General features: G+C 60.4%; 12 protein-coding genes. 7 read left to right on the top strand and 5 right to left on the bottom strand.

The window, feature by feature from the left end; genetic code table 11:
- Position 1: 1 nt before the first annotated feature.
- Complete coding sequence (locus JFT86_RS24200) at positions 2–1159, top strand: phosphatidylserine/phosphatidylglycerophosphate/cardiolipin synthase family protein (protein ID WP_201238762.1); 1158 nt, start codon at positions 2–4, stop codon at positions 1157–1159.
- Positions 1160–1285: 126 nt separating this feature from the next.
- On the opposite strand, the gene bglX is transcribed toward JFT86_RS24200, so the two are convergent.
- Complete coding sequence (gene bglX, locus JFT86_RS24195) at positions 1286–3577, bottom strand: beta-glucosidase BglX (protein ID WP_201238761.1); 2292 nt, start codon at positions 3575–3577, stop codon at positions 1286–1288.
- Between the two features lie 262 nt (positions 3578–3839).
- Here bglX and JFT86_RS24190 point away from each other — a divergent pair, with 262 nt between their 5' ends.
- The 4 genes from JFT86_RS24190 (at position 3840) to JFT86_RS24175 (ending at position 7326) form a co-directional block, all read left to right on the top strand.
- Complete coding sequence (locus tag JFT86_RS24190; RefSeq protein ID WP_201238760.1) at positions 3840–4448, top strand: LemA family protein; 609 nt, start codon at positions 3840–3842, stop codon at positions 4446–4448.
- 13 nt (positions 4449–4461) lie between these two features.
- A complete protein-coding gene (locus JFT86_RS24185; RefSeq protein WP_201238759.1) occupies positions 4462–5214 on the top strand; it encodes a TPM domain-containing protein in 753 nt (250 codons plus the stop codon).
- A gap of 33 nt (positions 5215–5247) precedes the next feature.
- Positions 5248–5865, top strand: coding sequence for a hypothetical protein (locus tag JFT86_RS24180; protein WP_201238758.1), 618 nt, complete (start codon positions 5248–5250; stop codon positions 5863–5865).
- A gap of 243 nt (positions 5866–6108) precedes the next feature.
- Entirely contained in the window at positions 6109–7326 is a 1218-nt protein-coding gene (locus JFT86_RS24175; RefSeq protein ID WP_201238757.1) for an SAM-dependent methyltransferase, read from the top strand.
- Between the two features lie 101 nt (positions 7327–7427).
- Here the strand turns inward: JFT86_RS24175 and JFT86_RS24170 are convergent, their stop codons facing one another.
- Positions 7428–8318 (bottom strand): DMT family transporter, encoded by an 891-nt coding sequence (locus JFT86_RS24170; protein ID WP_201238756.1) that lies wholly within the window; start codon positions 8316–8318, stop codon positions 7428–7430.
- Between the two features lie 323 nt (positions 8319–8641).
- Between JFT86_RS24170 and JFT86_RS24165 the strand changes: the two genes are divergently transcribed.
- A complete protein-coding gene (locus JFT86_RS24165; protein WP_201238755.1) occupies positions 8642–9223 on the top strand; it encodes a DJ-1/PfpI family protein in 582 nt (193 codons plus the stop codon).
- A gap of 13 nt (positions 9224–9236) precedes the next feature.
- Positions 9237–9542, top strand: a complete 306-nt coding sequence (locus JFT86_RS24160) for a ribbon-helix-helix domain-containing protein (RefSeq protein WP_201238754.1) — start codon at positions 9237–9239, stop codon at positions 9540–9542.
- A 114-nt stretch (positions 9543–9656) separates the two neighbouring features.
- Here JFT86_RS24160 and JFT86_RS24155 read toward each other — a convergent pair whose 3' ends face one another.
- The 3 genes from JFT86_RS24155 to JFT86_RS24145 all read right to left on the bottom strand — a co-directional run bounded on the left by JFT86_RS24155 (position 9657) and on the right by JFT86_RS24145 (position 13829).
- Positions 9657–12215 carry a TonB-dependent receptor gene (locus JFT86_RS24155; protein ID WP_201234597.1) on the bottom strand — a complete coding sequence of 853 codons (2559 nt, stop codon included), beginning with the start codon at positions 12213–12215 and terminating at the stop codon, positions 9657–9659.
- Between the two features lie 121 nt (positions 12216–12336).
- A complete protein-coding gene (locus JFT86_RS24150) occupies positions 12337–13296 on the bottom strand; it encodes a FecR domain-containing protein (RefSeq protein WP_201234596.1) in 960 nt (319 codons plus the stop codon).
- Entirely contained in the window at positions 13293–13829 is a 537-nt protein-coding gene (locus JFT86_RS24145; RefSeq protein ID WP_201234595.1) for an RNA polymerase sigma factor, read from the bottom strand. Before JFT86_RS24145 ends, JFT86_RS24150 begins: the two co-directional genes overlap by 4 nt.
- Between the last annotated feature and the right edge of the window lie 89 nt (positions 13830–13918).

Raw genomic sequence — 13918 nt, 5'->3', positions numbered from 1 at the left:
CATGCGCGGCGCGGTGTTTCCGTGGCGTGACGGCAACCGGTTCGAGTTGTTGATCGACGGCCCGCAGTTCTTCCCGCGCATGCTGGTGGAGATTGCCCGTGCCGAAGAACAGGTCGAGCTGGAGTTGTATCTGGTCGAGGCCGGAGCCTGCGCCGAGGCCGTGGTGCAAGCGCTGGTGCAAGCCGCCGAACGTGGCGTGCGAGTGCGTTGCCTGTTCGATGATTACGGCAGCCTCGCGTTTACCCTCAACCTGCGTCAGCGCCTGATCCATGCCGGCGTCGAACTGCGCTTCTACAATCGCCTGAACTGGCGGCGCTGGGTCGGCAATTTCTATCGTGATCACCGCAAATTACTGCTGGTCGACCAGCGTCTGGCGGTGGTCGGCGGCACGGGTGTCACCGATGAATTCTGGACACCGGATCAGGACACCAGCGAGTGGCATGAGGTGATGGTGGAGATCACCGGCCCGCTGGTCCTCGACTGGCAGGTGCTGTTCGACCGTCAGTGGATCGCCAACCGTCATCGACGGGCATGGAAGCCGTCGGCGCATGTCGGTCTGCCACGGCTGCCCAAAGTGCCGGACATGGGCGAGGGCATGGGCCGTGTGGCCTACGCCGATGCGCGCCAGCACCGCGATATTTTGCAGTCGCTATTCCGTGCATTGAACAGCGGCCAGCAGCGCATCTGGATGGCCACGCCGTACTTTCTGCCGACCTGGAAAATCCGTCGTTCATTACGCAAGGCAGCCGCACGCGGAGTCGATGTGCGCCTGCTGCTGACCGGGCCACGCACCGATCATCCGTCCGTGCGTTATGCCGGCCATCGTTATTACCCGCGCCTGCTTAAGGCCGGCGTGCAGATCTTCGAATACCAGCCGTGCTTCCTGCACCTGAAAATGGTCCTGGTGGACGATTGGGTGAGCATTGGCTCGTGCAACTTCGATCACTGGAATCTGCGCTTCAATCTGGAGGCGAATCTTGAGGCACTGGACCCGTCGTTGACGGCAGCGGTGCAGGCGAGTTTCGAGAAGGATTTTGGCTTGAGCCAGTTGGTCAGTCTGGAAGAGTGGCAGCGCCGGCCGTTGTGGCGGCGGGTGAAGCAGAGGATCTGGGGCTGGGTGGATCGGGTGGTGGTCAACATCCTCGACCGCCGCGGCTAGTCGCCACCCCACAAAACAAATGTAGGAGTGAGCCTGCTCGCGATAGCGGTGTGTCAGTCAGCGTTGATTTAGCTGAATGACCGCTATCGCGAGCAGGCTCACTCCTACAAGGGACTGCGTTGTCAGTTACAGCAACTCGAAGCTCTGCTGCGTCACGTCCTGGGAATCCAGGCCGATCTGCACGTTGAACTTGCCAGGTTCGGCCGCGTACTTGAGCTGGGCGTTGTAGAACTTCAGGTCATCTTCGGTGATGGTGAAGTGCACGACTTTCTGTTCACCGGCCTTGAGCATGATTTTCTGGAAGTTCTTCAATTCTTTCACCGGGCGGATCATCGAACCGGTGACGTCCTGAATGTACAGCTGCACCACGGTTTCGCCGTCACGCTTGCCGGCGTTCTTCACCATGACGCTGGCGTCGAGCTTGCCGGTGGCGTTCAGCGTGGTCGATGACAGCGCCATGTCGCTCAGGGCGAATTGGGTGTAGCTCAGACCATAACCGAACGGAAACAGCGGACCTGTGGTGTCATCGAAATACTGCGAGGTGTAGTTGCCCGGTTTGCCCGGCGTGAACGGCCGGCCAATGCTCAGGTGGTTGTAGTAAGTCGGGATCTGGCCCACGGAACGCGGGAAGGTCACCGGCAGTTTGCCCGACGGGTTGTAGTCGCCGAACAGCACGTCGGCGATGGCGTTGCCGCCCTCGGTGCCGCTGAACCAGGTTTCCAGAATCGCGTCAGCCGACTGGTTCTCTTCGAGAATCGTCAGCGGGCGGCCGTTCATCAACACCAGCACCAATGGCTTGCCGGTGGCTTTCAGGGCGCGGATCAGCTCGCGTTGGTTTTCCGGGATGTTCAGGTCGGTACGGCTGGAGGATTCGTGGGACATGCCACGGGACTCGCCTACCGCTGCGACGATGACGTCAGCGTCCTTGGCGGCTTTCACCGCTTCGTCGATCAGCACGTTGGCCGGACGCGGATCATCGACCACTTCCGGGGCATCAAAGTTAAGGAAGTTCAGGTAATCCAGAACCTTCTTGTCGCTGGTGATGTTGGCGCCACGGGCGTAGATCAGGTTCGCCTTGTCGCCGATCACCGAACTCATGCCATCGAACAGGGTGACCGACTGCGCCGGTTTACCCGCTGCGGCCCAACTGCCCATCATGTCGATCGGTGCCTTGGCCAGCGGGCCGACCAGCGCGACTTTCGCGTCTTTCTTCAGCGGCAGGGTTTCGTTCTGGTTCTTCAGCAGGACCAGGCTGCGACGCGCCACTTCACGGGCCTCTGCGCGGTGCAGACGGCTCTCGGCGTAAGTGTCGGCCGGGTCATCTTCGGCCTTGCCGATGCGCAGGTACGGGTCCTTGAACAGGCCCATGTCGTACTTGGCCGCGAGGACTTCGCGCACAGCGTTGTCGATGTCTTTCTGTTCGATCTCGCCGGACTTGAGCAGCCCCGGCAGCTCTTTGCCGTACAGGGTGTCGTTCATGCTCATGTCGATGCCGGCCTTGATCGCCAGCTTCGCCGCTTCACGACCGTCGCGGGCGACACCGTGCTTGATCAGCTCGAAGATCGCCCCGTGGTCGCTGACCGCCAGGCCCTTGAAGCCCCAGTCCTTGCGCAACAGGTCGTTCATCAGCCAGGTGTTGGCGGTGGCCGGAATCCCGTTGATCGAGTTCAACGCCACCATCACACCGCCGGCACCGGCATCAATCGCGGCGCGGTACGGTGGCAGGTAATCCTGGTACATCTTCACCGGGCTCATGTCGACGACGTTGTAGTCGCGACCACCTTCTACGGCGCCATACAGGGCGAAGTGTTTGACGCTGGCCATGATGCTGTCGGCGTCGCTCGGGGTCTCGCCCTGATAGGCCTTGACCATGACTTTGGCGATGCGCGAGGTCAGGTAGGTGTCTTCACCGAAACCTTCGGAGCTGCGGCCCCAGCGCGGGTCACGGGAGATGTCGACCATCGGCGCGAAGGTGATGTCGAGGCTGTCGGCGGCGGCTTCTTTGGCAGCAATCCGCCCGGACTGGCCGATGGCGTCCATGTCCCAGCTTGAAGCCAGGGCCAGTGGAATCGGGAAAATCGTACGGTGACCGTGGATCACGTCGTACGCAAAAAACATCGGAATCTTCAGACGGCTGCGCATCGCCGCGTCCTGCATCGGACGGTTTTCCGGGCGGGTGATCGAGTTGAACGTGCCGCCGATGTTGCCGGCGGCGATCTCCTTGCGGATCAGCTCGCGGGGCATTTCCGGGCCGATACTGATCAGGCGCAACTGGCCGATTTTCTCGTCGAGGGTCATTTGCTTCATCAGGTTGCTGATGAAGGCGTCCTTGTTTTCCAGGGGTACCGGGGTCGTGGCGGCCAATACTTGATGACTGGCCAGGCTGACGAACAGACCCAGCAAACACAGCTTCTTCATGAATATTTTTCTCAAGGGCCCAAGCAGCAAATGCAATGCCGGCCAGCCAAAAGTTAGGGAGCGACTATTGTTGTTCGGGTGCAGGCTCGAAAAAACAGAGCCGAAAACGACAGCCGACACTCGGCAGCGTGAACGCGCAGGGCACTTTTTAGCCCATTGGCCCGTCGCAATCCAGTGGCGCGGCCGATTATGCCCCAAGAGCCGACCGAGAATGTTTCGCGCCCGGTTTTAATAATGAAATGTGCCAAGGAGCATCACTGCGATGAATGTCAGTCCAACCTATCGCTCGCGCTTGCAGGTCGCCACGCTGCTGCTGATGGCCACGCTGCTGACAGCGTGCGGCATCAACAACATTCCGACCCTCGACGAGCAGGCCAAAGCGGCGTGGGGTCAGGTGCAGAACCAGTACCAGCGTCGGGCCGACCTGATCCCCAATCTGGTGGAGACGGTGAAGGGCTACGCCAAACATGAAGAGGAAACCCTGACTGCGGTGATTGAAGCACGGGCCAAGGCGACCTCGATCCAGGTCGATGCCAGCACCCTCGACAACCCGGAAAAACTCAAGCAGTTCCAGCAGGCGCAGGATCAACTGACCGGTGCGCTGAGCCGCTTGATGGTGGTGTCCGAGCGCTACCCGGACCTCAAGGCCAACCAGAACTTCCTCGCCCTGCAATCGCAACTCGAAGGCACGGAAAACCGCATCGCTGTGGCGCGGCGCGATTTCATTCTGGCGGTGCAGAAATACAACACCGAGATTCGCACCTTCCCCGGTCGCCTCTGGCACAGCGTGATGTACAGCGACTTGCCGATCCGTGAAACCTTCGAAGCCACCACGCCCGGTGCAGAAAAGGCCCCGGAAGTGAAATTCTGATCCGGGGTTGCCCATGCGTGTATTGAAAATGGGCCTGGTGCTGATGCTGTGGCTGTTCGCCGTCAGCGCCCGGGCCGAGTTGACGTTCCCGGCGCTGAGCGGGCGCGTGGTCGACGAAGCACAGATGCTCGAGCCATCGGTGCGCGCGCAATTGAGCCAGCAGTTGCAGGCTCACGAGCAAGCGACCGGCGAGCAGTTGGTGGTGGTCACGCTGCCGGATCTGCAAGGCACGACCATTGAGGATTTCGGCGTTCAACTGGGGCGTCACTGGGGCATCGGCCAAAAGGACAAGAACAACGGCGCATTGCTGATCGTCGCCCGTGACGAGCGCAAATTGCGTATCGAAGTCGGTTACGGTCTTGAGGATCGGCTGACCGATGCGCAGACCTCGGTGATCATCCATCAAGTCATCACGCCTGCCTTCAAGAGCGGCAATTTCAGCAAGGGCATCAGCGACGGTGTTGCGGCGATGCTGGTGGTGCTGGGCGGTAATCCGCTGGATGAACCGTCGACGGTGTACGAATCCAGCGGTGATCCCGAAAGCGATTTTGTCTCACGTCATCCGGCGCTGTTCGTGTTTTTGGTGATGTTGTTCATCCTGACCGTGTTTGTCTGCCAGATGCTCGGTATCCTTCCCGCCGGCCGTGGCGGCTCCGGTGGCGGGGGCGGCTTCGGCGGTGGTGGATTTGGCGGCGGCGGTGGAGGCGGGGGCTTCAGCGGCGGCGGGGGCAGTTTCGGCGGCGGTGGTTCGTCCGGCGGCTGGTGAGTACATAACAACAATGATCAGGCACTTTTCGACATGGCATTACTGACTGAACACGAACAACGCAAAGTCGCCGAGGCCATCGCCCGGGTCGAGCGTGACACCGACGCCGAACTGGTGACGGTGCTCGCGGCGCGTGCCGACGACTACGCCTACATTCCGCTGCTATGGGCCAGTCTGCTGGCGTTGGTGGTGCCGGGTTTCGTGCATTACCTGACCGGATGGCTGACCCTGCGCAGCTTGCTGCTGGTGCAGTGGGGGTTGTTCATTGTGCTGTGCCTGCTGTTTCGTCTGCCGAAAATCACCACGCATCTGGTGCCACGCCGTGTCCGCCACTGGCGCGCCTCGAACCTGGCGCGGCGGCAGTTTCTCGAACAAAACCTGCACCACACGGTGGGCAGCACGGGAATGCTGATTTTTGTTTGTGAGGCGGAAAGGTACGTGGAGATTCTGGTGGACGAGGGGATTTCCAAGCGGCTGGACAACAAAAGCTGGGATGCGATTGTTGCGGCGTTTACCGAGCAGGTGCGGCAGGGGCGCACGCTGGATGGGTTTGTTACTTGCATCGAGGCCTGCGGCGAGCTGCTGAAAGTGCATGTGCCGGTGACGCAGGTGAGGAATGAATTGCCGAATCGGTTGATCGTGCTGGCCTGATCTTCCCAGGCGCAGCAGTTCCCTGTGGCGAGGGGATTTATCCCCGTTGGGCTGCGAAGCAGCCCCATGCGGTGTATCAGTGAAACCCAGTGTTCAGGTTTAGCGACTGCTGCGCAGCCGAGCGGGGATAAATCCCCTCGCCACAGGATTTATGCCGTTGGGTAAATAAGAGCGTGTCCCCAACCCCCATCCCCCCTAAAATACCGGCCATTCCCGATTCGCCCCGCCCGAGGCCGCTTTTCCATGTCCGTCATCGCCCCATCCGCCCAATCGGCGCCAGATCACCACGCCCAGTTCATCGAGCTGCTGCAAACCAGCCTCGAACAGAACGGCTTCATCAAACTGGTGCTGGCCAAGTACGTCGGTGAAGAAGCGGACCTGCAGCGGGTCATCATCAAACCGGTGACGGTCAAGGCGCAGGCGAATCTGTCGTTCGTCTATCGCTACAAAACCCGCGACATCACCAAGAACCTGCCGCTGAGCGAAGGCGTGGCGACGATTGCCGCGCTGCTGCCAGCCTCGTTCAAAAATGCGCACTTGCTGGCGCTGACGGACGAAGCGCAGCTGGAATACAGCAAAAAGGGCAAGTCTTCGCTGTTCAAGAGCAAACCTCAGCAATTGCGCGAAGCACCCTCCGCCGAGCACAACCGCGAGAAAAACCGCTTTCTCGAGTTGAGCCGTCCGTTCCTCAAGGATCTGGGCGTGACCAATGCGCAACACGAGCTGATCCCGGCCATGTCGCGCAAGTGGAAGCAAATCAACAAGTTCATCGAAGTGTTCAGCCATGCCCTGACCACGTCGCCGCTGGCGCTGGATAAACCGGTGCGGGTGGCGGATTTCGGTTCGGGCAAGGGCTATCTGACGTTCGCGATTCACGATTACCTGCGCAACACCTTGAAGGCCGAGGGCGAAGTCACTGGCGTCGAGCTGCGCGAAGAAATGGTCAACCTGTGCAACGCCGCAGCGGCAAAGCTCGATCATCCGGGCCTGGTGTTCAAGTGCGGGGACGTGCGCAGCGTGGCGCCGAGCGAGCTGGACGTAATGATCGCCCTGCATGCCTGCGACATCGCCACTGACTACGCGATCCACACCGGCATCCGTTCGGGCGCGTCGATCATCATGTGCTCGCCGTGCTGCCACAAGCAGATCCGCCTGCAAATCCAGAGCCCGGCGCTGCTCAAACCGATGCTGCAATACGGTTTGCACCTCGGTCAGCAGGCAGAAATGGTCACCGACAGTTTGCGTGCGCTGTTTCTCGAAGCCTGTGGTTACGAGACCAAGGTGTTCGAGTTCATCTCACTGGAACACACCAACAAGAATAAGATGATCCTCGCGGTGAAACGCGCCGAACCGGTAGACCCGGCTCAGCTGTTGGTGAAGATCGAGGAGTTGAAGGCGTTCTACAACATCAGCGAACACTGCCTGGAAACCCTGCTGCGCGCCGACGGTTACCTGGCCTGAATCATTCCCTGTAGGAGCTGCGGCACGCTGCGATCTTTTGATCTTGAAAATCAAAAGATCGCAGCGTGCCGCAGCTCCTACAGGGATATGTGTTCATCCGGTTATGCGGTTGCGGGTTGGGCGGGACGCACGGCGGTCTTGCGACCGAGCATGACGGTGGCGATCACGCCGCAGGCAAACACCCAGGTGATCGGCTCGACATGTTCGCCGAAGAACAACGCCGAAAAGGCGATGGTGAAGAAAATCTGCAACAACTGGATCTGACTGACCCGTGCAATCCCGCCCATGGCCAGCCCGGCGTACCAGGCGAAGAATCCCAAAAACTGCGAGAACAGCGCCACATAGCCAAACGCCCACCAGGTTTTCGCAGACACCGCCCCTTGATGCTGCAACGCCAGGTACAAAACCGGCCCGATCAACAGCGGCGTCGACAGCACCAGCGCCCAACAGATCACCTGCCAGCCGCCCATCTCCTTGGCCAAACGGCCACCTTCGGCGTAGCCCAATCCACCGACGGCAATTGCGCCAAGCATCAGCAAGTCCCCGGCCTGAATGCTCCCGGCACCGGTATACAACGCATAACCGAGCACCAGCGCGCTGCCCAGCGCGGCGCAGGCCCAAAAGGCTTTTGACGGACGTTCGTGAGACAGCCACGCGGCATACAGCGCCACGCACAGGGGTTGCAAGCCGTTGACCAGCGCTCCGTGGGACGCCGGCAACGTCTGCATGGCCCACGCCGACAATACCGGGAAACCGAGAATCACCCCGGCGATCACCAGGCTCAGGCCTTTGACCTGCTTCCAGGTCGGCCACTTCTCGCGGCGCCACAACAGCAGCAACGCCGCCGGAATCGCCGCGAACAGCGCGCGCCCCAAACCGTTGAGCAACGGGTGCAGTTCCTGCACCACGATGCGGGTGAAGGGCAGGGTGAGGCTGAAGATCACAACCCCGAGCAGGCCGAGGGCCATGCCGGTGTTTTCGCGCGAAGACATGAGGGGGACCAGAGTTGAAGGTGGCAGGGCATGACCTTCATCAAGCCATAAACCGCAGCGTTCGGGCTGTTACAGCTAGGCACAGACTTATCCGTACAGTTGGAGTAATCCCTTGTGGCGAGGGGATTCATCCCCGATCGGCTGCGCAGCAGTCGTAAATCCTGAATGTAGGGTTTCAATGACAGACCGCATGGGGCCGCTTCGCAGCCCAACGGGGATAAATCCCCTCACCACAGAGAGTGTGTAGTAGTCAGTTATTACCTCGCCCTGCGGATAAGGTCTACCTTGAATACTCCCAAGCATTCTCCAGAGGAGTCCTTCCCATGGCCGCGAAAAAAATCCTGATGCTGGTCGGCGATTACGTCGAAGATTACGAAGTGATGGTGCCGTTCCAGGCCCTGCAAATGGTCGGTCACACCGTCCACGCCGTGTGCCCGGACAAGGCAGCCGGCAACACCGTGCGCACCGCGATCCATGACTTCGAAGGCGATCAGACCTACAGCGAAAAACCCGGACACCTGTTCGCCCTCAACTTCGATTTCGACAAAGTCAGCGAGGCCGATTACGACGCCCTGCTGATCCCCGGCGGTCGTGCGCCGGAATACCTGCGCCTCAACGAAAAAGTCCTCGACCTTGTGTGTGCCTTCGACAAGGCCGGCAAACCGATTGCTGCGGTCTGCCACGGTGCGCAATTGCTGGCAGCGGCGGGTGTACTCGAAGGTCGCGAATGCAGCGCCTATCCGGCTTGCGCGCCTGAGGTGCGACTGGCGGGCGGTACGTACATCGACATTCCGGTGACGGATGGCCACGTGCAAGGCAATCTGGCCACCGCCCCGGCATGGCCGGCGCATCCGAACTGGCTGGCCGGTTTCCTCGGCTTGCTCGGCACTCAAATCACCCTGTAACGAGGAATCGCCGATGTGCGAGCTCTACGTCAAGGCTGACCCGATTCTCTACGAGTCACGCTCGCGCTCGCTGCGCATCTGCGGCGTGGTGACGACGTTGCGTCTGGAAAATCAATTCTGGGACATCCTCAGCGAGATCGCCGAGGTTGACGGCATGACCACCAACCAGTTGATCGCCAAGCTGTATGAAGAGGTGATGGATTATCGCGGGGAAGTAGTGAATTTTGCCTCGTTCCTGCGGGTGAGTTGTACCCGGTATCTGAGTCAGCGGCGGGTAAGTGCGCCGGAATTATCAGTGGTGCGTTCAGCGGTGAAATAGCCCGGACCGGGGTGACACTATCGCGAGCAGGCTCACTCCTACAGGGGAACGCATTCTGACTGTAGGACTGAGCCTGCTCGCGATGGGGCCGGCGCAGACACCGAAAATTCTGGCTCAGAAAAACCGAGTCACACTCACCTTGGCATTGCGCCCCTGGCTATAAGCCAGGTCGCCGCTCAGCTCCGGGCGGTAGCTTTCGTTGAACAGGTTGTCGATGGTCAGGTTGACCTCGGTGCCCTTGAGGTAAGGCTGCTGCGGTTTCCAGTTGGCGAACAGGCCCTGCACGTTGTAGCGGTCGTTGGCGTATTGGTCGTAGTACACGTCACCCAAGGTGTTCTTGCCACCGCTGTAGCGATCGCTCGGCAAGCGATCGGTCTGGCGCACGAACTCACCCTGCCAGCCCACTTGCGCATCCCAACCCGGAATCTTCACGCCCATGACCGCCACCCATTTGGCCGGCTGAATGTCGCGTGCCCAGACGTCCGGGCCCCATGGATTGGTGTAGGCACCTTCGTGCTTGCCGGTCATCCACGAGTAGGAGAGCGAGCCAAACAGGTAGGTCGAGTCGTAGAAACTTTCGACTTCGAAGCCCTTGATGGTCAGGCTGCCGATGTTGCGGTAGTTGCTCATCGGGCCCGAGCCTTTGCAGTCCGAATCGATCGTGCCGCCCTTGATCGCCTGATTCTGACAGCCGACCCCGGTGGCCTTGAAGATCTCGTCGTCGATCTTGTTGCGATACAGCGTGGTGCGAATCTGCACGTTGTCGTTGTCGGTGAACACATTGGAGAAGTGGCTGATGTTACCGGCGCGCCAGCCCGTGATGCGTTCCGGGTCGAGGTCGACGCTGGTCGCGGTGCGGTTGCCGAGACCCTGGACTTCGTACTGCTCGTCGATCACCGGAGCGCGCCAGGTTTTGCTGTAGTCGACGAAGAACGCCGTGTCCGGTGTCACCTTCCAGAATGCCGACAAACGTGGCGACCAACCGGTGTAGGTGCGGTCGCTGTAATCGTGGCCCATGGCTGGATTCGGGCTGCTGTAATACGGCGCGTCGTTGGCTTCGCCACGGTTGCGTACGTGGTCGTAACGCACCGACGGCGTCAGGGTGAAATCGCCCAAGGTGATCGCGTCTTGCAGGTAAAAACTGTTGGTGTCGACCTTGCCCGTGGGCATGAAATACGGTTGGAAGTGGCCAAAGTTGTACTTCGGCACATCGTAGGCGGCGCCCGGCATCCACATGTCCGTGTCACGGCTGTGTTTGCGGATTTGTGCGCCCGTGGTCACCGCGTGGGACAAGGCGCCGGTTTCGAACAGGCTGATGTTGCGCAGCTCGATGACGCGATCCTGGTAAGCCGTGTCCATTTTGCGACCGCCGGAGGCCGGCTGGAAAAACGCAGTAGCGTCACGCTCGTCGGTCTGGTCAGTGTCGGATTGCGAGTAGCTCAACTTCATGTCGATCAAGCGGTTGTCCAGCGGCTGGTACTGGTAGAAACCGGACCAGGTGGTGTCGAGCGTTTCGCGGTTGGCCAGAAACCGTTTCAGCGCGCCTTCGTAACCGTATTTCTGGATGTTGAACGCGCTCGGCGGGCTCGGGTAAGAGGCGGAGGAAAAAGGTGTCCAGCGCTGGCTTTCCGAGTGCGAGTACGACAGACCGGCGCTGTGCTCATCGGTCAGGTGCAGATTGACTTTGACCAGTTGACCGTCGACATCCTGGGCACTGTTGGGCAGGCGCTTGGGGTTGCGCGGATAGTTGTGGTCAGGGTCGGGCAGGTTGTCGGCGAGCTTCATGTCGTCGCCATCGCGCTTGGTCAGGTACACCAGCGCGTCGGCGCGCCCGTCGTCGGTGCGACCGAATACGGCTCCCGTGTAAGTCTGTTGATGGTCGTTGCTGGCGTAGCCATATTTGACCATCGCACCGCTATTGCGGCCTTCTTGCAGCAAGTCCGGGGCATCTTTGGTTTCCATGTGCACGGTGGCACCGAAGCCGCCGTTGCCGGTGAACAGCGAGTGCGGACCTTTTTCCACTTCGATGCTTTTGATCAGCTCCGGCTCGATGAAAATGGTCCCTTGCTGATAGCGCTCGAAGCCGCTTTTGCTTGCGCCGTCGAGTGTCATCGGTACGTCTTCGGCCTCGCCCAGGCCCCAGACGTTGATCTTCTGGCCTCCGGGTTTCATCGAGCCGCTCATGCTCACGCCCGGCAGTGTCTTCAACAGTGCGGGAATGTTGTTCGGTTGGTGGCGATCAATGTCGGCCTGAGTCAGCGTCGAGCGGCCGACAGTGCTGGAGTCGACTTCGGTGCCGGTGCCGATCACGCTGAGCGCATCGAGTTGAATGCTGTCGCTGCTGCTGGTGACCGACTCCACCGGGCGCACCACATACGTCTGGTTGACCTTGATCAGTCCGAACTGGCTGTTGTCGAGCAACTGGCGAATCGCCGCTTCCGCACTGAATTCGCCGTCGATGGCCGGAGCCTTGAGATTGCGCAATTGCGCCTCGTCGAACAGCAACTGAATCTTCGCCTGTTGGGCGATCTGGCTCAGCGACGTCGCCATCGATTGCGCCGGCAAATGCAGGCTGATCGATTCGGCGTGGGCTTGCACGCTGAAGGCCAGGCAGGCGGCGAGCAGGGTCGGTCGAAGGCAGGTGAGCGGGTACGGCGAAAACACGCGAAACATGGAATCCCCCAGAGCGGCAAAAGGCCAAAAAGGCCTGCGTCAGCAACGCAGACCGGAGGAAGACGCGGCAGGCAAAAAAAACCTCACATGCGAATGCAAAATATTCTCATATGAGGCGTTGTCAGCGATTTTCGAGACGGATGCGGCCGTCGGCAAGGGCCACGGTTTTCACCGGGATCAACGCGGGCAGGGCGTCGATCAGTGCGTCCGGATCCTCGACGTCGAGGTTGCCGGAGACTTTGATCTGTCCCAGTTTTGCATTGGCCAGCAGCACCGGTTTGGCGCGATACAGGTTCAATTCATCAACCAGACTGGCCAGTTCGCGGTTGCGAAACGACAGATGCCCGGTGCGCCAATCGGCGACCTGGCTGACGGCCAGTGTTTGCTGCTGCACGCTGCCGCTTTCCAGATCGACGGCGGCTTGTTGTCGCGCGCCGAGCAGCAACGACGTTCGAGCGTCCGGTGCGAAATCGACCTGGCCGTGGGCGACGCTGACCACCAGTTGCTTGTCGGTGCGGCGTACATCAAAACCGGTGCCGACCACCCGCACGGTAGCGTCGCCGGTTTGCACCCACATCGGCCGTTCCTTGTCCGGGGCGACGTCGACATAGAACTGGCCACGCTGCAAAAAGATCCGCCGCTGATGACTGTCGAAATCGACGCGCAGTTGCGTGTTGGCGTTCACCGACAGCGTGCTGCCGTCCGGCAATTCGACGGTGCGCATGCCTTTGGATTGCGCGGCGATTTGCTCCTGGAAAATCTCGTATGAAGTGCCCAGTTGCGTGGCGAGCACGGCGCCGACCAACGCCGCCGCAACGGCCAGTGCAGGGCGCCAGAGGCTTTTGGGTTTTTGCAGCTTGAGCGGCGTCGGCCGATTCAGTTGCTGCAATTCGCCGAGGTCTGCCCACAGCTCTTCAAATGCCCGATAGGCCTTGGCATGTTCCGGCTCGCGCAACCATTGCTCGAATGCCTGACGAACAGCGCGTCCCTGTTGCTGGCGATTGCGGGTGAACCACGCGGCGGCCTGACCGTCGACGCTGTCGTCCGGCAATTCGCTGTCGGCTTCGTGGGGGCGGTTCATTCTGGCTGCTCCTTGCCGTTGTCCTGCTCCAGGCGTTGCTTGCAATGCATCAGTGCGAAGGCGATGTGTTTCTCCACCATGCTCAGCGATATCCCCATGCGCTCGGCAATCTGCGCCTGACTCAAGCCTTCAAAGCGGTGCAGCATAAGGGCCTCGCGCCGACGTGGCGAGAGTTCTGCCAATACTTCCTTGAGATGCTCCAGCCGTTGCTGGCGCTGCGCCGCTGCCATCGGATCGTGTTGCTCATCGGTGGCCGGTTCGACATCGCTGTCGTGATTGGGCTGGACGATGTGCCGTACTTTCTGCCGACGCCAGTGATCACGCAGCAGATTGCGCGCCATCTGGAACAGGAAGGCGCGCGGTTGCTCGACCTTGGCCCGATCGCGATAGTCGAGCCATTGGGTGAATACGTCCTGGGTCATGTCCGCCGCGTCGCTGGGGTTTTCCGTGCGTTTGCGCAGGTAATGCAGGATGTCCCCGTAACACCGGCGAAATGAATCAGCCGACAGAGGATCGGGCGTGAGGCGGGGCATGGATTTCCTTCTCGACGAAGCGGGGGCGCAGAAAGTTGCGGATGATATCGAGAATTATTGTCATTTGTCATGTTGGCGATTGCAGCGCT

It is taken from the genome of Pseudomonas sp. TH06 (genome assembly GCF_016651305.1).
Taxonomy (GTDB): Bacteria; Pseudomonadota; Gammaproteobacteria; order Pseudomonadales; family Pseudomonadaceae; genus Aquipseudomonas.
The sequence above is the reverse complement of the archived record's forward strand: the minus strand, read 5'-3'. Positions and strand labels throughout refer to the sequence as shown.

Bases quoted from the DNA above. Each gene is read 5' to 3' on its own strand.
- JFT86_RS24185 (WP_201238759.1), top strand. From the start codon at position 4,462: ATGCGTGTATTGAAAATGGGCCTGGTGCTGATGCTGTGGCTGTTCGCC.
- JFT86_RS24190 (WP_201238760.1), top strand. From the start codon at position 3,840: ATGAATGTCAGTCCAACCTATCGCTCGCGCTTGCAGGTCGCCACGCTG.
- JFT86_RS24150 (WP_201234596.1), bottom strand. From the start codon at position 13,296: ATGAACCGCCCCCACGAAGCCGACAGCGAATTGCCGGACGACAGCGTC.
- JFT86_RS24165 (WP_201238755.1), top strand. From the start codon at position 8,642: ATGGCCGCGAAAAAAATCCTGATGCTGGTCGGCGATTACGTCGAAGAT.
- JFT86_RS24175 (WP_201238757.1), top strand. From the start codon at position 6,109: ATGTCCGTCATCGCCCCATCCGCCCAATCGGCGCCAGATCACCACGCC.
- bglX (WP_201238761.1), bottom strand. From the start codon at position 3,577: ATGAAGAAGCTGTGTTTGCTGGGTCTGTTCGTCAGCCTGGCCAGTCAT.
- JFT86_RS24155 (WP_201234597.1), bottom strand. From the start codon at position 12,215: ATGTTTCGCGTGTTTTCGCCGTACCCGCTCACCTGCCTTCGACCGACC.
- JFT86_RS24200 (WP_201238762.1), top strand. From the start codon at position 2: ATGCGCGGCGCGGTGTTTCCGTGGCGTGACGGCAACCGGTTCGAGTTG.
- JFT86_RS24145 (WP_201234595.1), bottom strand. From the start codon at position 13,829: ATGCCCCGCCTCACGCCCGATCCTCTGTCGGCTGATTCATTTCGCCGG.
- JFT86_RS24180 (WP_201238758.1), top strand. From the start codon at position 5,248: ATGGCATTACTGACTGAACACGAACAACGCAAAGTCGCCGAGGCCATC.
- JFT86_RS24170 (WP_201238756.1), bottom strand. From the start codon at position 8,318: ATGTCTTCGCGCGAAAACACCGGCATGGCCCTCGGCCTGCTCGGGGTT.
- JFT86_RS24160 (WP_201238754.1), top strand. From the start codon at position 9,237: ATGTGCGAGCTCTACGTCAAGGCTGACCCGATTCTCTACGAGTCACGC.